Genomic DNA, 18,001 nt, shown 5'->3' with positions numbered 1-18,001 from the left:
AGGCCGGTGCTTACGCCTCACGCATCGGCCTGGCCCGCCCCCGCCAGCGCGGCGACCCGCTCCACACCGAACACGTACCCCTGCACTCCGCACCCCGCGATCACACCGTCGGCGCGCAGCGAGACGTAGGAGTGGTGCCGGAACGACTCGCGCCGGTGGATGTTGGAGATGTGGACCTCCAGCACCGGCAGCCCGTCGCAGGTGTTGAGGGCGTCCAGGATCGCGATGGACGTGTGCGAGTACGCCCCCGGATTGATCACGATGCCGCAGTGGTTGAGCCGCGCCTCGTGGATCCAGTCGACCAGCTCGCCCTCGTGGTTGGACTGCCGGAAGTCCACCGTGCCGCCGTGCCCGGCCGCCGCCTTGACGCACAGCGCCTCGACGTCGGCGAGCGTGTCGGAACCGTAGATCTCCGGTTGGCGCTGGCCGAGGGTGTTCAGGTTGGGGCCGTTGAGGATCATGATCGGGGCGTTGGCCAGGGTGCGGGGCACGGTTCCTCCGGTCCGTTCGGACATGTCGTTCGAGAGGGGCCGCCGGTTGACGACCGCTGCTCGGACCCGGTCTATCACGCCGTCCCCGCACCACCGTGCGCCCCCGTAACCGTTGCTCACTGTGGGTAGTTGACGCGGCATGCACGATGCACGCACCGTAAGCCCCCCGTCCATGCTGCGGCTCGCCGCCGCCTCCCTCGCCGGAACCGCCATCGAGTTCTACGACTTCTTCGTCTACGGCACGGCGGCGGCCCTGGTTCTCGGGCCGCTGTTCTTCCCGACGTTCTCGCCGGTCGCGGGGACACTGGCCGCCTTCGGGACGTTCGGTGTGGGCTTCGTGGCACGGCCGCTGGGCGCGGTCCTGTTCGGGCACTTCGGGGACCGGCGCGGGCGGCGGCCGGTCCTCGTCGCCTCGCTGCTGCTGACCGGTGCCTCGACGGTCGCGGTCGGCTGCGTCCCGTCGTACGGCTCGATCGGGGTGGCCGCTCCCGTGCTCCTTCTGGTGCTGCGTTTTCTCCAGGGGCTGGGGCTCGGCGGGGAGTGGGGCGGGGCGGTGCTGCTGACCGCGGAGCACGCGCCCGCCGGGCGGCGCGGACTGTGGTCGAGCTTTCCGCAGATCGGGCCTGCGGTGGGCTTCCTGCTCGCCAACGGCGTGATGCTGGCGCTGTCGGCGGCCCTGACCGACGCGCAGTTCGCGCGGTGGGGCTGGCGGGTGCCGTTCTGGGTGGCGGGTGCGCTGGCCCTGGGCGGGCTGTGGCTGCGTTCGTCGCTGGTGGAAAGCCCCCGGTTCCTCGACCTCGACGACCACGCGCGCGTGCCGCTCGCCGAGGTCGTGCGCGACCACTGGCGGCTGGTCCTGCTGACCGCCGGGGCGCTGTCGGTGGGATACGCGGTGTTCTACGCGGTGACGACCTGGTCCCTCGCCTACGGCACCGAGCGGCTCGGGGTGGGCCGTACCGAGATGCTGGCGTGCATCATGGCCGCCGTGGTGGTGAAGGGCTCGCTGACCCCGCTGGTGGCGCTGCTGAGCGACCGCTACGGTCGTCGCCCGCTGTGTCTGCTGGGGTGCACGGCCGCCGCGCTGTGGATGTTCCCGATGGTCGCGCTGCTCGCCACGGGGGCACCGCTGCTGATGTTCCTCGGCTTTCTGGGGGCGCTGCTCGCGTTCGTGACGATGTTCGCGGTGCTCGGCGCGTATCTGCCGGAGCTGTACGAGCCGCGGGTGCGCTGCACGGGCGCCGCCGTCGGCTACAACCTCGGCGGGGTGCTCGGCGGCGCGCTCACCCCGATCGTGGCGACGGCGCTCGCCGAGCACGGCGGGCGCGTGCCCTGGGGTGTGGGCGCCTATCTGACGGGGGTCGCGCTGTTCAGCCTGGGCTGCTTCGCGCTGCTGCCGGAGACACGGCCGGTACCGGTGGCACTCCCCGAGCCGGCCACCGGATGATCGCGGCTACGGATTGATCGCCAGCTCCAAGTACGCCGCGAACAGCACCAGATGGACCCCGCCCTGGAGGGGTGTCGCCCGTCCCGGCACCACCGTCAGCGAGCTGACCACGACGGTCAGGGCGAGCAGCACCATGTGTGTGGAGCCGAGGCCGAGGACGAGGGGTCCGGAGAGCCAGATGGACGCCAGGGCGACGGCGGGGATGGTGAGGCCGATGCTGGCCATGGCCGAGCCGAGCGCGAGGTTGAGGCTGGTCTGTACGCGGTCGCGGCGGGCGGAGCGCAGGGCGGCGATGGTCTCGGGGAGCAGGACGAGCAGCGCGATGATCACGCCGACGACGGCATGGTGCAGCCCGGCGGCCTCGACGCCGGACTCGATGGTCGGCGACACGCCCTTGGCCAGCCCCACGACACCGATCAGGGCGAGACCGAGCAGGCCCAGGCTGATCAGGGCGGTGCGGGCGGGCGGCGCGTCCGCGTGGTGGTCCTTGGTGATGACCTCGCCCTGCCGGGAGATCGGCAGGAAGTAGTCGCGGTGCCGCACGGTCTGCGTGGCCACGAAGAGGCCGTAGAGGGCGAGTGAGGACAGTGCGGCGAAGGTGAGCTGGGTGGCGGAGAACTCCGGGCCCGGCTTGCTGGTGGTGAAGGTGGGCAGGACCAGGCTGAGCGTGGCCAGGGTCGCCACGGTGGCGAGGGCGGCGCCGGTGCCCTCGGGGTTGAAGACCGCCGTGCCGTGCCGCAGCGAGGCGACGATGAGACACAGGCCGACGATGCCGTTGCAGGTGATCATGACGGCCGCGAAGACGGTGTCTCTGGCGAGCGTCGAGCTCTTGTCGCCGCCGTCGGCCATCAGGGTGACGATCAGGGCGACCTCGATGATCGTGACGGCGACGGCGAGGACCAGGGAGCCGAAGGGTTCGCCCACGCGGTGGGCGATCACCTCGGCGTGATGCACCGCGGCCAGGACGGCCCCGGCGAGGACCAGGGTGACCAGGGCGACGACCACGCCGGGCAGGTCCTTGCGCCCCCAGGTGAGGACCAGCAGGACGGCCGCGAGCACCGGTACGAGGGTCGTCCACCGGGTGGTGAGCGACCTGAGCCGAGTGATCATGAAGCGATCCTCGCAGAGGCGTACGGGCCCCGCACTCCGGCACCGCAGAGCCCGTCGAGCGCTACTTGAACTCGGTCATGTCCAGGACGTCGCAGTCGGTGAACATCGGCGGCCTGGTGCACAACGCGGCCATCCGCGCGGCCATTTCGCCCGTCTCGGGGTCCTGGCTGTTGCGCATGGCGTCCTCGTAGGAGTCGAACTCGACCACGACGAGGACATGGCCCGGATTGCTCCGGTCCCGCAGGACGAGACGGTGTGTCGGTCCGCCGGCCCGGCCCGCGAAGCTCTTGTCCGCCTCCTCGGCCACCGCCCGCATCTCGTCGAAGCGGTCGGTCTCGAAGTCGACGATCTGCACGAACTTCATCGAGGTGTCCATGGCTGCCTCCGCCCGGCCGTGCCACCCCCGGGGCGGGGGCGCTCGGTATCCAACGAAGCACCGGGAGCGGTGGTCGGCAATTCATCGTGCGGTGCTCCCGGTGGTCGTTGTTCCTACGTCAGGCGTGGTCAGGCGTCGATGCTGTCCTTCGGAGCGCCTTCGGTCCCCTCCTTCGCCGCTTCGGCCGCCGCCTGCTTCTTGTTGGCCATCAGGCTGGTGATCGTGGTGACGATCAGGACCCCGCAGATCACGCCGAGGGAGACCGGTATAGAGATCTCCGGGACATGGACCCCGGACTCGTGCAGGGCGTGCAGCACCAGCTTGACGCCGATGAAGCCGAGGATGACCGACAGGCCGTAGCTGAGGTGGACCAGCTTCTTGAGCAGGCCGCCGATGAGGAAGTACAGCTGCCTCAGGCCCATCAGGGCGAACGCGTTGGCCGTGAACACGATGTACGGGTCCTGCGTCAGGCCGAAGATCGCGGGGATGGAGTCGAGGGCGAACAGCACGTCCGTCGTGCCGATGGCGAGCATCACGACCAGCATCGGGGTCATGACCCGCTTGCCGTTCTCCTGGATCCACAGCTTGGTGCCGTGGTACCGGTCGGCCACGCCGAAGCGGCGCTCGGCGGCCTTGAGCAGCTTGTTCTCCTCGAACTCCTCGTCCTCGTCGTCGCCGCGGGCCTCCTGGATGAGCTTCCAGGCGGTCCAGATGAGGAAGGCGCCGAAGATGTAGAAGACCCACGCGAAGTTGGCGAGGACGGCGGCGCCCGCCGCGATGAAGACGGCCCGCAGGACCAGGGCTATGAGGACGCCGATGAGCAGCACTCGCTGTTGGTACTGCGAGGGCACGGCGAACTTCGCCATGATCAGGACGAAGACGAAGAGGTTGTCGACGCTCAGCGACTTCTCGGTGATGAATCCGGCGAAGAACTCTCCGCCGGCCTGGCCGCCTCCGAAGATGAGCAGGCCGACTCCGAAGAGTCCGGCGAGGGCGATCCAGACGACGGTCCAGATTCCGGCTTCCTTGATCGACACGTCATGCGGCTTGCGGCCGATGAAGAAGTCGACCGCGATGAGGGCGGCCAGCCCCACGATGGTCAGGACCCACAGGGTCACGGAAACATCCACTACTGCTCCTCCGGCGGTATTAACGGCAAATGGTCAGCGTCGTCGCTACCGGAGGTCTCTTCCACCTTGGACGGGCGTCCAGGGCCGACGCCCCGGGATCTGGCCTGATCCGTATTGACGGGTACGCCGCAGCAGATAGGGAGTACTCCCCTCCGTACGGAGAAGACTACCCCAATCACCAAGGAAAGGTAAAGGAATTGGCAAAAGAAAGACAAAAAGCCAGGTCAGAGCTCTTTACCTGTACTTGGTGCGAGCAGTCGCGACCTCGCCCAGCACCCGCTGGAGCACCTGGCTGCCGGGCGGCACGAGCGAGGGCTCGTACGTCCAGGCATGCCCCACCCACGGGTCGGCGAGATGGTCGTCCGGCAGCGGGGTGAGTCGCATCAGCGAACGCCAGAGCGGGTCGAGCAACGGGCCGTAGCCCGCCGCGTCCGCACGGTCCGCGACCATCATCAGATGGACGCCGACGGCCGGGCCCTCGTCCGCGAGATAGCGCAGCTGGGTCACGGCACGGTCGTCGAAGCCGTGCGGGAAGTCGTTGACGATCAGCAGCTGTTCGGCCGTGTCCAGGCCGGGCGGCAGCGAGTCGGCGGCCCCGCCGCGCACCGCCATCTGCACCAGGTCCACCCGCTGGGTGAGCCGGGCCAGCACGTCCGCGACCCCGGCCGCCCCCACGGCGGGCGGCGCCGCGAGCACGCCCGTGTGCACCAGCGGGACCAGTGCCTGCGCCGCCGAACCGGCCGGGTCGATGACGTGCACGGCGAACTCGCCCACCGGGTAGACCGCCAGCAGCCGGGCCGCGTGCGCCACGGCCGTGTCCAGCGCGAGGCGCCGCAGCTCGTGCGGGTCGGCGAACGAGCCGTCGAGCGACTCCCCGCCCCCGCTGTCGATCCACAGACCGCGCTCCAACGGCAGCCGGACCAGCATCGGGATCCGCAGCTCGGGGCTCTCCGGGAGATGGAGGTCGCCCAGGCGCAGGGCCATGGGAATCTCCATCGGGACGCGGTAGCCGTGCCAGACGGGGTTGTCCCAGCCGGCGAAGGCCGGTGGCAGCGCGGGTTCGACCACCTCGGACTCGGCGGCCAGCTGGGCGAGGTCCCGGTCGAGGGCCGCCCGCGCCTGGTCGACGAGCTGGGCGTGCTTGGCCTGGGCCGCCTCACGGGCCGCGTCGCCCTGACCCCCGATCCGGCTGCGCGGGTCGGACAGCGCCTGGTCGAGTTCCTTCTCCATGCGCGAGTCGGCGAAGTCGACCGCGCTCCGGTACGCGGCCATGGTGCGGGCCAGGTCCTCGAACATGCCCCACACCTGGTTGTAGAGCCGCTCCTCCATCGACCACCCGGTCGCGTCACCGGCGACGGGCCGCGCGGCCTGTCCGGGCGGAGCCGGGGGCGCGGTCGGCGCGGGCGACGGCGGCGCCCCGGTCTGCCGACGCGGGTGGCTGTAGTCGACCGGACCACCGGTGCCGGGCGTGGTCGGCTGAGCGGGGGCCGGGTCCGCGGGATATCCGGACGGCGGCGCCCCAGCGCCGTGCGCCCCGTAGGGAGAGGTCGACGGCTGTGGTGCCACGGCGCCGGCGGCACCGGGTGTCGTAGCGCCGCCGCCCTCGGGGCCGGTGCCCGGTGTGGCCGTCTGGCGGGTGCGGTCGCCGTCCGCGGTGCGTGGCGGGGGCGAGGCAACGGAGCGGGCCAGGCCCTGGGCCACCGCTTCGTTGATGCCGCCCGCGAGGTGGGCGGCCTGGGACAGGCCCTGGTCGGTGAGGAGTTCGGCGAGGCCGCCCGCGTAGCCCTGGCCGACCGCGCGCACTTTCCAGGCACCCTGTCTGCGGTACAACTCCAGGGCCACGACGGCCGATTCGGCGTCCAGGCCGGTGATCGTGTAGCTGGCGACCTCGGTCCCGTCCAGGCCGGTGACCGCGACGAAAGGTGCGGCGACGGCCCCGAAACGGGTGGGGCCGTCGGCGCCGAGGGGCAGCGCCAGCAGCACGCTGACGCGGTGCACGGCCTCCGGCATGGCGTCGAGATCCACGGCGAGGCGGTGGTCGGCGGCGGCCTGCTTGGAGACCTCCAGACCGGGCAGCGTGGGTGTGCCCGGATGGGCCACCCACTCCACGCCGTGGATCCTGCCCCGCTCGTCGCCGAGCGTAGCGGCGGCCACGACCGGCTTGCCGACCGCGACCCGGATCTCCAGACGTGTCCGGGAGAGCGGGTGGTTCTGCCCCCGCACCAGCTCGGCCGCCATCGCTCTCGTCCCCCTGCTCAGCCGTGTCGTCTCGCGTGCGCCGAGCCGCCCTACAGGTGCGGCAGGATCGCCGGCATCAGGTCCTGGAAGGTGCGGCCGTTGGTCGGTGTGCCGAGGGCCGTCAGGGTCCAGCCGGAGCCGGCGCGGTGCACCTTCGCCATGATCTGGGCCGTGTACTGGCCGCCGCCCGCGAGGGTGTAGCGGGCCAGCTCCTGGCCGTTGGTCTCGTCGACCAGGCGGCAGAACGCGTTCTGCACCTCCTGGAAGGTCTGGCCCGTGAAGGAGTTCACGGTGAAGACGATCTGGTCGATGTGGACCGGCACGCGCGCGAGGTCCACGAGGATGGCCTCGTCGTCCCCGCCCTGGCCGACGCCCCCGACGAGGTTGTCGCCGGTGTGCCGGACGGAGCCGTCGTCGCTCACCAGGTGGCGGAAGAACACCACGTCGACCGGCTGCTTGTCCGCGAACAGCACGGCGGACGCGTCGAGGTCGATCTCCCGGGTGCGTGAGCCGAACAGGCCGCGCCGGGGAGCCGCCTGCCAGCCGAGACCCATGCGCACCGCGGTCAGGCCCGACCCGTCGTTCTTCTGCAGACTGATGGCCTGACCCTTGGTCATGTTGACGGTCACGGCTGTTCCCCTCTCGAACTGTCCCCTGTTGCCGCGGAATCCCCGGCTGCCCAGAACCCTACGCAGCGCCACTGACAGTGCCGAACCCCGCATCGGACTTTGTGTCGGTCTTGCAACACAGAGCGCATATCCCGAGGTCCGGCACTCCCCCGAGGAGGTCAGGCGATGCCCGCCTCCTTCATCTGGCGCAGCTCCTTCTTCATCTCGTGCACCTCGTCGCGCAGCCGGGCCGCGACCTCGAACTGCAGGTCGGCGGCGGCGGCGCGCATCCGCTGGGTCATGTCCTCGATCTGCTCGGCGAGTTCGGCCGCGGGACGGTCGGTCGGCGTCCCGTCCTTCGCCTTGCCCTTGGCGGACTTGGCGGCCTTCGCGGCCTTGCCGCCGAGCGCGGGCACGGGGGCCTTGGCGCCCTTGCCGTCCTTGGCCGCCTTGCGGTAGCCGGAGCCGAGCAGCTGCTCCGTGTCGACGTCCTCGCGGGCGATCTGCGCGACGATGTCGTTGATCTTCTTGCGGAGCGGCTGGGGGTCGATGCCGTTGGCCGTGTTGTACGCGACCTGCTTCTCCCGGCGGCGGTTGGTCTCCTCGATGGCCCTCTCCATCGCCGGGGTGATCTTGTCGGCGTACATGTGGACCTGGCCGGAGACATTGCGCGCCGCGCGGCCGATGGTCTGGATCAGAGAGGTCCCGGAGCGCAGGAAGCCCTCCTTGTCGGCGTCCAGGATGGCCACCAGGGAGACCTCCGGCAGGTCGAGGCCCTCTCGGAGGAGGTTGATGCCGACCAGGACGTCGAACTCGCCGGAGCGCAGTTCGCGCAGCAGCTCGACACGGCGCAGGGTGTCGACGTCGCTGTGCAGGTAGCGGACCTGGATGCCGAGTTCGAGGAAGTAGTCGGTGAGGTCCTCGGCCATCTTCTTGGTCAGGGTGGTGACCAGGACGCGCTCGTCCTTCTCGGTGCGCTTGCGGATCTCGTGCACCAGGTCGTCGATCTGGCCCTCGGTGGGCTTGACCACGACCTCGGGGTCGATGAGGCCGGTGGGGCGGATGATCTGCTCGACGGTGCCGTCCGCGCGCGAGAGCTCGTACTTGCCCGGGGTCGCCGAGAGGTAGACCGTCTGTCCGATGCGCTTCTGGAACTCCTCCCATTTCAGGGGGCGGTTGTCCAGGGCGGAGGGCAGCCGGAAGCCGTGGTCGACGAGGGTTCGCTTGCGGGAGGCGTCGCCCTCGTACATCGCGCCGATCTGCGGGACCGTGTTGTGCGACTCGTCGATGACGAGCAGGAAGTCCTCGGGGAAGTAGTCGATCAGGGTGTTCGGCGCGGAGCCGGGCTCGCGGCCGTCGAAGTGCATCGAGTAGTTCTCGACGCCGGAGCAGGAGCCGATCTGGCGGAGCATCTCCAGGTCGTAGGTGGTGCGCATGCGCAGCCGCTGGGCCTCCAGGAGCTTGCCCTGCTTCTCCATCTCGGCCAGCCGCTCGGCGAGTTCCTTCTCGATGTCGTTGACCGCGCGCTCCATGCGCTCGGGGCCCGCGATGTAGTGGGAGGCCGGGAACACGTAGAGATGCTCGTCCTCGCTGATGATCTCGCCGGTGAGCGGGTGGAGGGTGGAGAGGGCCTCGATCTCGTCGCCGAACATCTCGATGCGGACGGCGAGTTCCTCGTAGACCGGGAAGATCTCGATGGTGTCGCCGCGGACGCGGAAGGTGCCCCGGGTGAAGGCCAGGTCGTTGCGCGTGTACTGGATGTCCACGAAGCGGCGCAGCAGCTGGTCGCGGTCGATCTCGTCGCCGACCTTGAGGGGGACCATGCGGTCCACGTACTCCTGCGGAGTACCGAGGCCGTAGATGCAGGAGACGGAGGCGACCACGATGACGTCGCGGCGGGTGAGCAGCGAGTTGGTCGCGGAGTGGCGCAGGCGCTCGACCTCCTCGTTGACCGAGGAGTCCTTCTCGATGTAGGTGTCCGACTGCGGGACGTAGGCCTCGGGCTGGTAGTAGTCGTAGTACGAGACGAAGTACTCGACCGCGTTGTTCGGCAGGAGTTCGCGGAACTCGTTGGCCAGCTGGGCGGCCAGGGTCTTGTTCGGCGCCATCACCAGGGTGGGGCGCTGGAGCTTCTCGATCATCCACGCGGTGGTGGCGGACTTGCCGGTGCCGGTCGCGCCGAGCAGGACGACGTCCTTCTCACCCGCCTCGACGCGCCGGGCCAGCTCGGCGATGGCCGCCGGCTGGTCGCCGCTGGGCTGGTAGGAACTGACGACCTCGAAAGGCGCCACCGTGCGTTCGATGTGGGAAACGGGCCGCATGGAACCAACCGTACGACCCGCCACTGACAACCGGGTCGGATCAGCGGTTCTACGGGGTGCTGGAGCGGCGGTGGGCGAGGTCGCGGTCGGTGCGGGCCGGGGCGCGCCGGGGGTGCGGGACGAGGGCGCCGGCCGGGACGCCGGGCTTGTGCTCGACGGGGAGCCGGGCGGGCCTGCCCATGACCATCAGGGGGTCGAACATCACGACGACGCCGGCCAGGAGGAGGAAGGCGAGGGGGCCGATCATCATGGGCGCCAGCAGTGAGGCGGCGGAGACGCCGTCGGTGGTCGCGGCCGTGCCGTGGACGTGGACGGTGAGGGCGGCCATGCCGGTGTAGTGCATGCCGGTGACGGCGAGCCCCATGACGAGACTCGCGCCCACGCTCCACAGGAAGCCGCGGACCTGTCCGGCCGCCCACAGGGCGCTGATCGCGGCGACGACCGCGATGACCACGGAGACGGCCACGGTGAAGGTGTTGTATTCGAGCTTTCCGTTGAGGCGCATGCTGGCCATGCCCAGGTAGTGCATCGAGGCGATGCCCAGGCCGGTGAGGGTGCCGCCGGTGAACAGGGCGGTCCCGCTGGCTCCCCGGTAGCCGACGATGAAGATCCCGACGCCGACCATGACGATGGCGACGGCGAGGCTCGCGAAGGTCATCGGCTTGTCGTAGTGGACCGGTGTCTGGCGGACCGAGAAACCCATCATCGCGACGAAGTGCATCGTCCATATGCCGGAACCGATCGCGGCGGATCCCAGGGCGAGCCAGCCGGGGCGCCAGGACTGGGCCACGAGCATCGATCTGGCGGTGCAGCGCAGGCCGAGCGCACCGCCGAGGCAGGCCATGAGATAGGCCACCAGCGGTGTGACGAGTCCGTAGCTGAATCCGTCGACCGTGCCCCGCATGCGCAGTAACCCTTCCGCCCTGTTCCGTCCCGGAACTCGTGTAACCCGCCCAGCCCCAGGACCGCGGGAACGGTCAGGGTCGACGCAGAGAGTATGACCCCCACCGGAATGGTCGAACGATTTTCCGGCAAAGAAACACGGCCCTGCCCCACTTGTGCGGCACCGGTGAGCGGACTTGGGCAACTCCATTCATTCTGTGTCCATCCTGTACCCCAAGGGTAGTGACGTACCGCCGTCACTCTTGAGCTGTATGTGATCGCTCGACGCGAGGAGTACGCATGCACCTGCGCGCAGTCGCCGCCTCGACCACCGCACTCCTGGGGGCCGTGGCCCTCCTGCTCCCCTCCCCCCAGGCCAGGGCCGGTGACGGCGCCGAGTGGCCCACCGTGGTCGCCCATCGCGGCGCGTCCGCCTACGCCCCCGAGAACACCCTGGCCTCCATCGACAAGGCGGCCCGGCTCGGTTTCCAGTGGGTGGAGAACGACGTCCAGCGCACCAAGGACGGCGAGCTCGTCGTCATCCACGACGACAGTCTCCAGCGCACCACCGACGTCGCGAAGGTGTTCCCCGACCGGGCCCCCTGGAAGGTGAAGGACTTCACCGCCGCCGAGATCGCCCGGCTCGACGCGGGCAGTTGGTTCGGCCCCGCGTACACCGGCACGCGCGTGCCGACGCTCACGCAGTACATGCGCGAGGTGGAGCACAACGACCAGAGCCTGCTCCTGGAGATCAAGAACCCGGAGCTGTACCCCGGCATCGAGCAGCAGACGCTCAAGGTCCTGGGCAACGAGGGATGGCTCGACGAGTCCCATGTCGACGGCCGGCTGATCGTGCAGAGCTTCAGCGCGGCCAGCATCCGGATCGTGCACGACCTCGCCCCGGGCATCAGGACGGCCTTCCTCGGCACACCTCATCTGTCCGCCCTGCACGAGTACGCCGCCTACACCGATCTGATCAACCCGTCGTACGGCTCGATCTCCGCGAGTTACGTCTCCGCGGTGCACGGGCTGACGGGCCCGCACGGCAGTCCGATGGAGGTGTACGCCTGGACCGTCGACGACGCGCCCACGGCGTGGAAGGTCGCCGGGTACGGCGTGGACGGCCTGATCACCAACAAGCCGGACGTGGTGCGGTCCGCGCTGCACGGGTTCTGAGCCCGCTCGCGGGGCGTTGTCAGTGCCGGGTCGTACGGTGGGCGCATGGACAGCCATGGGCAGAACGAGCAGCGGGTCGTGTGGAGCGTCGTCGGCACCGACATCGGTCCGCTGCTGCTGGCCGCGACACCGGACGGCCTGGTCAACGTCGTCTTCCACGCCACGGACGCGGTCCGCGAGAGGTCGCTGGACCGGCTGGCGTCCCGGCTGGGCACCGACCCGGTCGAGGCACCCGACTCCCCCTTGCTGGCCGAGGCGATACGCCAGTTCGAGGCCTACTTCGCCGGCACGCGGCGCGACTTCGACCTGCCGCTCGACTGGTCCCTGATCTCCGGCTTCAACCGGCAGGTGCTGCGCGAGCTGGCGGCCGGCGTCCCGTACGGCTCAGTCGTCGGCTACGGCGACCTGGCCGGGCGGGTCGGTCAGCCGCGCGCGGCCCAGGCGGTGGGGGTGGCGATGGGTTCCAACCCGCTGCCGGTCGTCGTGCCGTGCCATCGGGTCGTCGAGAGCGACGGCGGCATCGGCGGGTTCGGGGGTGGCCTGGAGACGAAGAGGAAGCTGCTGGCGCTGGAGGGGGTGCTGCCCGAGCCGTTGTTCTGAGGGCTCGGGCAGGCAGGGGACCACGGGGGGAGAGATCGTGCTGGTGAAGATCGGCTGCACGCTCGCGTGCGACCACGGCGATACCGGGTGCGCGCGGTGACAGCCGTCGAGGAGCGGGCCCTCACGGCCGAGCAGCTGCCCGCGCTGCGGCGCCGGGTGTCCGCGGTGCTGATCGCGACCCAGATCCTGGGCGGGCTCGGTGTCGCGACCGGAATCGCGCTGGCCGCCGTACTGGCCAAGCGGATCAGCGGGACGGAGTCGCTGTCCGGGCTGGCGCCCACGGCGACCGTCACCGGCACCGCGCTGCTGTCGATGCCGCTCGCCGCGCTGATGACGGCGCGCGGCCGGCGTCCCGGGCTGGTCCTCGGCTATCTGGTCGGGGCGCTGGGAGCCGGTGTCGTGGTGCTCGCGGCGAGCATCGGGAGCTTTCCGCTGCTGCTGTGCGGGATGGCCGGCTTCGGGGCGGCCTCCTCGGCGAATCTGCAGTCCCGGTTCGCCGCCGCGGATCTGGCCGAGCCGGAGCAGCGGGCGCGGGCCATCTCCCGTGTCGTGTGGGCGACGACCATAGGGGCGGTCCTCGGACCCAACATCGCGGCGCCCGCGGGCCGTAGCGTCTCCGGGCTCGGGATACCCGAGGCGGCGGGACCCTTCCTGTGGGCCGGCGGGATCTTCCTGGTCTCGGCCGTCGTGGTCGCCGTACTGCTGCGGCCCGACCCGTTGTTGACGGCCCGGGCGCTCGCGCCGGACGAGGACCGGTCGCCGGCCGCGCGGTCGCTGCGGGCGGGGTTCGCCGCGGTGGCGGCCTCGCCCCGGGCCCGGCTCGCGTTGGTGACGGTGGCCGTGACACACACCGCGATGGTGTCGGTGATGGCGATGACCCCGGTCGAACTGGGGCATCACGGGGCGGGCATCGATCTGGTGGGGCTGGTGATCAGCGGGCACATCGCGGGGATGTACGCGTTCTCGCCACTGATGGGCAGGCTGTCCGACCGGGTGGGGCGGCTGTCGGGAATAGGTCTCGCCGTGGGGCTGCTGGCCTGTGCCGCGTTCCTCGCCGGTACGGCGGGCGGGAGTCACGGCCGGATCGCGCTGGGGCTGTTCGTGCTGGGGCTGGGCTGGTCGGCGGGGCTCGTCTCCGGCTCGGCGCTGCTCACCGACTCGGTGCCGCAGTCCGCGCGCGCCGCCGCGCAGGGCCTGTCCGACCTCACCATGAACGCCTCGGCGGGCATCGGCGGGGCGGTGGCCGGGCTGGTGGTCGCGGAGGCGAGCTACGGCTGGCTGAACCTCGCCGCCGCCTGCCTGCTGATACCCCTGGCCGCGCTGGCGCTGTTCACCCGCTCCCGGAAAAGCCCGGTTTCCGATGCCCCGCGAAGGGTGGCCGGGAGGCCCGGCCGGTAGCAGACTCCGCCATGCGCGCGCACAGCCACTGGCATCCGGGGGATCGGAGCCGAAGGGACGGCGATCACGCATGAGTGGAAGCGGAAACAGGGCAGTCGCGTATCTCAAACCGGGAGCGGTCGAGGTCAGGACCATCGACCACCCGACACTGGAACTGCGGGACGGGCCGGGAGTCGCCCCCGCCAACATCGGCCGGAAGGTCCGGCACGGGGTGATCCTGAAGGTGCTCGCCAGCAACATCTGTGGCAGCGACCAGCACATGGTGCGCGGTCGGACGACCGCGCCCGAGGGGCTGGTCCTCGGACACGAGATCACCGGAGAGGTCGTCGAACGGGGTCCGGACGTCGAGTTCGTAGACGTGGGCGACATCGTCTCCGTACCGTTCAACATCGCCTGCGGGCGGTGCCGCAACTGCAAGGAACGCAAGACCGGCATCTGCCTGAACGTCAACCCGGCCCGCCCGGGGGCGGCCTACGGCTATGTCGACATGGGCGGCTGGGTCGGCGGTCAGGCCGAGTACGCCATGGTCCCGTACGCGGACTTCAACCTGCTGAGGTTCCCCGACCGGGACGAGGCACGCGAGAAGCTGCTGGATCTGACCATGCTCTCCGACATCTTCCCGACCGGATTCCACGGCGCGGTCACCGCGGGCGCCGGGGTCGGGTCCACGGTGTACGTCGCCGGGGCGGGTCCGGTCGGTCTGGCGGCAGCGGCGTCGGCGCAGCTCCTGGGCGCCGCGGTCGTCATCGTCGGCGACCTCAACGCCGAACGCCTGGCCCAGGCGCGGAGTTTCGGCTGCGAGACCGTCGATGTCTCGCGCGGCGACATCGGTGAGCAGATCGCCGAGATCGTCGGCGAGCCGGAGGTGGACGCGGCGGTCGACGCGGTCGGCTTCGAGGCGCGGGCGCACGGCCCGGACGCCCCGGAGGCGCCGGCGACCGTCCTCAACTCGCTGATGGGCCTCACGCGCGCGGGTGGTGCGCTGGGCATCCCCGGGCTGTACGTGACCGCCGACCCCGGTGGGATCGACGAGGACGCGAAGAGCGGCACCCTGAAGGTGCGGCTCGGCCTCGGGTGGGCCAAGAGCCACCGGTTCACGACCGGCCAGTGCCCGGTGATGACGTACCACCGGAGTCTGATGATGGCGATCCTGCACGGGCGCGTGCACATCGCCAAGGCGGTCAACGCGACCCCGATCGCGCTGGAGGACGCACCGCGCGGCTACGCCGAGTTCGACCAGGGCGCCAGCCGCAAGTACGTGCTCGATCCGCACGGGACGCTGGCGGGTGTCAGCCCGGTCTGACGCCGGGGAACGCGGGGGTCACGCACGCGTGGCCCCCGTTTTCCATGCCGGAGGTGATGATGTCCCCCACAGCCCGCGAGGGTTTGACCGGGCACCGAGCCCGCCAGGGATGAGGGAAGACCGAACGACAGGAGGCGCGTGGTGCTGGTGGTGTCCGAGGAAGTACGCGAGGCGATCGACGCGCGTCGACCCGTGGTGGCCCTGGAGTCGACGATCATCGCGCACGGGCTGCCGCGCCCGCGCAATCTCCAGGTGGCGCTGGAACTGGAGGCGGCCGTACGGCAGGAGGGCGCCGTCCCCGCGACGATCGCAGTGCTGGACGGGCGGCCCCATGTCGGCCTGGACAAGGAGCAGTTGGAGCGGGTCGCCAACGAGGACGGGATCCGCAAGCTCGGCCACCGCGATATGCCGCTCGCGGTGGCGGCGGGGGCCAGCGGGGCGACCACCGTGTCGGCGACGGCGCTGCTGGCGGCCCGGGCGGGCGTGCGCGTGTTCGCGACGGGGGGCCTCGGCGGGGTGCACCGGGAGTGGACGGTGACGCAGGACGAGTCCGCCGACCTGGGACTGCTGGCGTCCACCAGGATCACCGTGGTGTGCGCGGGCGTGAAGTCGATCCTGGACGTGCCGGCGACCTTGCAGCGGCTGGAGACGCTGGGCGTGGCGGTCGCCGGCTACGGCACGGACCGCTTCCCCGGCTTCTACCTCTCCGACTCCGGGTACCCGGTGGACTGGACGCTGGAGACCCCCGAGCAGGTGGCGGCCGTCATGCGGGCGCAGGACGCGCTCGACGGCCCGGAGTCGACGCTGATCGTCGCCAACCCGGTGCCCCAGGACGAGCAGTTGGACCCCGAGCTGCACGCGCGCGTACTCGCGGACGCGCTGCACGCGTGCGAGGCGGAGGGCGTCACCGGCCAGGCGGTCACCCCGTTCCTGCTCGGCTATCTCGTGGAGCACACCGCCGGTGCCTCGCTGAGCGCCAACCTGGCGGCCGTGCGCGGCAACGTACGGCTGGCGGGGCGGATCGCGGCGGCCTGGGCCGAGGAGGCGTGATCACCGGGCCGCACGGCGCGCTCCTGGTCGTCGGGGACGTCGTCACGGACATCGTGGCCCGGCACCGGGGTCCGCTCGCCGCGGGCACCGACACGGCCGCCGCGATCCGGACCGTGCCGGGCGGCGCGGGTGCCAACGTGGCGTGCTGGGCGGCCCATTGGGGCTGTGCGGAGGTACGGCTGCTCGGCCGCGTGGGTGCGGACGCCGCCGCGTGGCACGAACGGGAGCTGGTCGCCTCCGGGGTGCGGCCCCGTCTGGTGGTCGACCCGGAGGCGGCGACCGGGACGGTGATCTGCCTGGTCGACACGGGGGCGTCGGCCGAGCGGACGTTCCTCACGGACAGCGGCGCGGCGCTGCGGCTCGGCCCCGAGGACTGGTCGGACGCGCTGCTGGACGGCGTCGGACGGCTGCACCTGTCGGGCTATCTGCTGTTCTCGGAGCCGAGCCGGGCGTTCGTGGCCGCGGCGCTGGCGTCGGCACGCGCGCGTGGGGTGCCGGTGAGTCTGGATCCGGCGTCGGCGGGGTTCCTGGTGGAGCTGGGGGTGGACCGTTTCCTGGCGCTCGTCGAGGGGGTGGACGTGCTGCTGCCCAGCCGTGACGAGGCGTGTCTGCTCACCGGGTTGCCCGAACCGGCGGACGCGGCGGCCAAGTTGAGCCGCCATGTCCCCCTGGTCGTCACCAAGCAGGGCGCCGAGGGCGCCCTCCTCGCCCACTCCGGCACGGTCCACGCGCGCGTGCCGGCCGAGCCCGCGACACCCCGGGACACCACGGGCGCGGGCGACGCGTTCACGGGGGCGTTCCTCGCGACGCTCCTGGCGGGCGCCGATCCCGAGAAGGCGGCGCGGGAAGGGTGCCGGGCGGGGGCGCGAGCGGTGGAACGGGTGGGAGGACGACCGCCCGCTCGGGAGTCGGGGGGACGACCGCCCGGTCGGGAGTGACGAAGCGACCCGCCACCCGCGGCCCCCGCGTCCGGCACCACATCCGGCCCCCCACATCCGACTCCTGCGTCCGACTCCCGCCCGGCGCCTACGCCTTCCGGCCCCAGGCCGAGATCATCGGTGCCGTGGCCAGGTCCATCGTGCCGGAGGCGACGTTGGCCAGATGGCGGTCGATGTCCTCGTCCGTGGCGAGGCCGGCGGCGACAAGCTGGTCGCGGATCTGGCGGACCGTCGCGGACTCCAGGGCGGCGCAGGCCGGTGAGGTGACCGGGAAGTACGCGTCGGCCTCCACCCGGCGCAGTCCGGCCTCGCGGAGCAGACGCGGGAGTCTGCGGCCGTAGGAGAGGTCGGCGCCGCGGTCGGCGAGGAGGGCGCGGAAGCCGTTGCGGAGACGGTTCGCCAGTTGCTGCTCGGGGCCGTGTTCGTCGGGGCAGAGCAGGGGCTGGAGGGCGGGGTCGGCGTCCTCGATCAGGAGGCGTCCGCCGGGGCGCAGGGACTTGATCATCGAGCGCAACGCCCGTTCCCGGTCCGGGACATGGACCAGGACCAGGCGGGCGTGCACGAGGTCGAAGCCCTCCCCCGGCGGTTCCTCGGCGCCGACGTCGTGGACGCGTACCTCGATCGGCGGGCGGGCGGCCGAGGCGACCTGGGAGGTGTCGATGTCGGTCGCGAGGACCTTCCCGGTCGGGCCGACCTTCTTGGCCAGCCAGGACACCACCGAGGTGCCGCCGACCCCGACCTCCCAGACCCGCCAGCCGGGTCCTACGCCGAACCCCTCCAGGTGCCGGAACGTCGTGGGGTCGAAGAGCGTGGCGAAGGCGTCGAAGCGCTGCCCCGCCTCGGACTGCCGGTTGTCGAGGAGATACCCGTCGGATCGCGTCATGCCGCGATCATCCCAGTTGCCCCGCTTGTCGACAGGGGGCGACGCTCCGGTTC

16 protein-coding genes are annotated in these 18,001 nt (G+C 71.2%); 7 read left to right on the top strand and 9 right to left on the bottom strand.

The window, feature by feature from the left end; translation table 11 throughout:
- Positions 1-17: 17 nt before the first annotated feature.
- Entirely contained in the window at positions 18-491 is a 474-nt protein-coding gene (aroQ, locus tag ACIQPR_RS31820; RefSeq protein ID WP_403655265.1) for a type II 3-dehydroquinate dehydratase, read from the bottom strand.
- Between the two features lie 172 nt (positions 492-663).
- On the opposite strand from aroQ, the gene ACIQPR_RS31815 reads away from it, so the two are divergent.
- Positions 664-1,935 (top strand): MFS transporter, encoded by a 1,272-nt coding sequence (locus ACIQPR_RS31815; protein WP_403655263.1) that lies wholly within the window; start codon positions 664-666, stop codon positions 1,933-1,935.
- A 6-nt stretch (positions 1,936-1,941) separates the two neighbouring features.
- Here the strand turns inward: ACIQPR_RS31815 and ACIQPR_RS31810 are convergent, their stop codons facing one another.
- From ACIQPR_RS31810 to ACIQPR_RS31780, 7 genes are all read right to left on the bottom strand, one after another.
- The gene (locus ACIQPR_RS31810) at positions 1,942-3,045 is read right to left on the bottom strand and encodes a calcium:proton antiporter (protein ID WP_403655261.1); all 1,104 of its coding nucleotides are present in this window, start codon (positions 3,043-3,045) and stop codon (positions 1,942-1,944) included.
- A 61-nt stretch (positions 3,046-3,106) separates the two neighbouring features.
- Positions 3,107-3,421 (bottom strand): hypothetical protein, encoded by a 315-nt coding sequence (locus ACIQPR_RS31805; protein WP_403655259.1) that lies wholly within the window; start codon positions 3,419-3,421, stop codon positions 3,107-3,109.
- Between the two features lie 128 nt (positions 3,422-3,549).
- Positions 3,550-4,551: a TerC family protein gene (locus ACIQPR_RS31800; protein WP_403655257.1), complete on the bottom strand. Its 1,002-nt coding sequence runs from the start codon at positions 4,549-4,551 to the stop codon at positions 3,550-3,552.
- 234 nt (positions 4,552-4,785) lie between these two features.
- The gene (locus tag ACIQPR_RS31795; RefSeq protein ID WP_403655255.1) at positions 4,786-6,789 is read right to left on the bottom strand and encodes a TerD family protein; all 2,004 of its coding nucleotides are present in this window, start codon (positions 6,787-6,789) and stop codon (positions 4,786-4,788) included.
- Positions 6,790-6,839: 50 nt separating this feature from the next.
- Positions 6,840-7,418 (bottom strand): TerD family protein, encoded by a 579-nt coding sequence (locus ACIQPR_RS31790; protein WP_403655253.1) that lies wholly within the window; start codon positions 7,416-7,418, stop codon positions 6,840-6,842.
- 158 nt (positions 7,419-7,576) lie between these two features.
- Complete coding sequence (uvrB, locus tag ACIQPR_RS31785) at positions 7,577-9,718, bottom strand: excinuclease ABC subunit UvrB (RefSeq protein WP_403655251.1); 2,142 nt, start codon at positions 9,716-9,718, stop codon at positions 7,577-7,579.
- 49 nt (positions 9,719-9,767) lie between these two features.
- Positions 9,768-10,622: an MHYT domain-containing protein gene (locus tag ACIQPR_RS31780; RefSeq protein ID WP_403655249.1), complete on the bottom strand. Its 855-nt coding sequence runs from the start codon at positions 10,620-10,622 to the stop codon at positions 9,768-9,770.
- Positions 10,623-10,900: 278 nt separating this feature from the next.
- On the opposite strand from ACIQPR_RS31780, the gene ACIQPR_RS31775 reads away from it, so the two are divergent.
- The 6 genes from ACIQPR_RS31775 (at position 10,901) to ACIQPR_RS31750 (ending at position 17,065) form a co-directional block, all read left to right on the top strand.
- Positions 10,901-11,776, top strand: a complete 876-nt coding sequence (locus tag ACIQPR_RS31775) for a glycerophosphodiester phosphodiesterase (RefSeq protein ID WP_403655247.1) — start codon at positions 10,901-10,903, stop codon at positions 11,774-11,776.
- A 45-nt stretch (positions 11,777-11,821) separates the two neighbouring features.
- The gene (locus ACIQPR_RS31770; protein ID WP_403655245.1) at positions 11,822-12,376 is read left to right on the top strand and encodes a methylated-DNA--[protein]-cysteine S-methyltransferase; all 555 of its coding nucleotides are present in this window, start codon (positions 11,822-11,824) and stop codon (positions 12,374-12,376) included.
- A 96-nt stretch (positions 12,377-12,472) separates the two neighbouring features.
- The gene (locus ACIQPR_RS31765; RefSeq protein ID WP_403655243.1) at positions 12,473-13,774 is read left to right on the top strand and encodes an MFS transporter; all 1,302 of its coding nucleotides are present in this window, start codon (positions 12,473-12,475) and stop codon (positions 13,772-13,774) included.
- Between the two features lie 70 nt (positions 13,775-13,844).
- The gene (gene fdhA, locus ACIQPR_RS31760; protein ID WP_403655241.1) at positions 13,845-15,077 is read left to right on the top strand and encodes a formaldehyde dehydrogenase, glutathione-independent; all 1,233 of its coding nucleotides are present in this window, start codon (positions 13,845-13,847) and stop codon (positions 15,075-15,077) included.
- Positions 15,078-15,215: 138 nt separating this feature from the next.
- On the top strand, positions 15,216-16,127 hold the full coding sequence (locus ACIQPR_RS31755) for a pseudouridine-5'-phosphate glycosidase (RefSeq protein ID WP_403655239.1): 912 nt from the start codon (positions 15,216-15,218) through the stop codon (positions 16,125-16,127).
- A complete protein-coding gene (locus ACIQPR_RS31750; protein WP_403655237.1) occupies positions 16,124-17,065 on the top strand; it encodes a carbohydrate kinase family protein in 942 nt (313 codons plus the stop codon). Before ACIQPR_RS31755 ends, ACIQPR_RS31750 begins: the two co-directional genes overlap by 4 nt.
- Before the next feature lie 88 nt (positions 17,066-17,153).
- Here ACIQPR_RS31750 and ACIQPR_RS31745 read toward each other — a convergent pair whose 3' ends face one another.
- Complete coding sequence (locus tag ACIQPR_RS31745; RefSeq protein ID WP_403655235.1) at positions 17,154-17,948, bottom strand: methyltransferase domain-containing protein; 795 nt, start codon at positions 17,946-17,948, stop codon at positions 17,154-17,156.
- Between the last annotated feature and the right edge of the window lie 53 nt (positions 17,949-18,001).

It is taken from the genome of Streptomyces sp. NPDC091280, from assembly GCF_044768565.1.
Classification (GTDB): domain Bacteria; phylum Actinomycetota; class Actinomycetes; order Streptomycetales; family Streptomycetaceae; genus Streptomyces.
The sequence above is the reverse complement of the archived record's forward strand: the minus strand, read 5'-3'. Positions and strand labels throughout refer to the sequence as shown.

Excerpts from the sequence above, each read along its gene's own strand:
- ACIQPR_RS31815 (WP_403655263.1), top strand. The coding sequence starts at position 664 with ATGCTGCGGCTCGCCGCCGCCTCCCTCGCCGGAACCGCCATCGAGTTC.
- ACIQPR_RS31810 (WP_403655261.1), bottom strand. The coding sequence starts at position 3,045 with ATGATCACTCGGCTCAGGTCGCTCACCACCCGGTGGACGACCCTCGTA.
- ACIQPR_RS31805 (WP_403655259.1), bottom strand. The coding sequence starts at position 3,421 with ATGGACACCTCGATGAAGTTCGTGCAGATCGTCGACTTCGAGACCGAC.
- ACIQPR_RS31795 (WP_403655255.1), bottom strand. The coding sequence starts at position 6,789 with ATGGCGGCCGAGCTGGTGCGGGGGCAGAACCACCCGCTCTCCCGGACA.
- uvrB (WP_403655251.1), bottom strand. The coding sequence starts at position 9,718 with ATGCGGCCCGTTTCCCACATCGAACGCACGGTGGCGCCTTTCGAGGTC.
- ACIQPR_RS31780 (WP_403655249.1), bottom strand. The coding sequence starts at position 10,622 with ATGCGGGGCACGGTCGACGGATTCAGCTACGGACTCGTCACACCGCTG.
- ACIQPR_RS31775 (WP_403655247.1), top strand. The coding sequence starts at position 10,901 with ATGCACCTGCGCGCAGTCGCCGCCTCGACCACCGCACTCCTGGGGGCC.
- ACIQPR_RS31770 (WP_403655245.1), top strand. The coding sequence starts at position 11,822 with ATGGACAGCCATGGGCAGAACGAGCAGCGGGTCGTGTGGAGCGTCGTC.
- fdhA (WP_403655241.1), top strand. The coding sequence starts at position 13,845 with ATGAGTGGAAGCGGAAACAGGGCAGTCGCGTATCTCAAACCGGGAGCG.
- ACIQPR_RS31745 (WP_403655235.1), bottom strand. The coding sequence starts at position 17,948 with ATGACGCGATCCGACGGGTATCTCCTCGACAACCGGCAGTCCGAGGCG.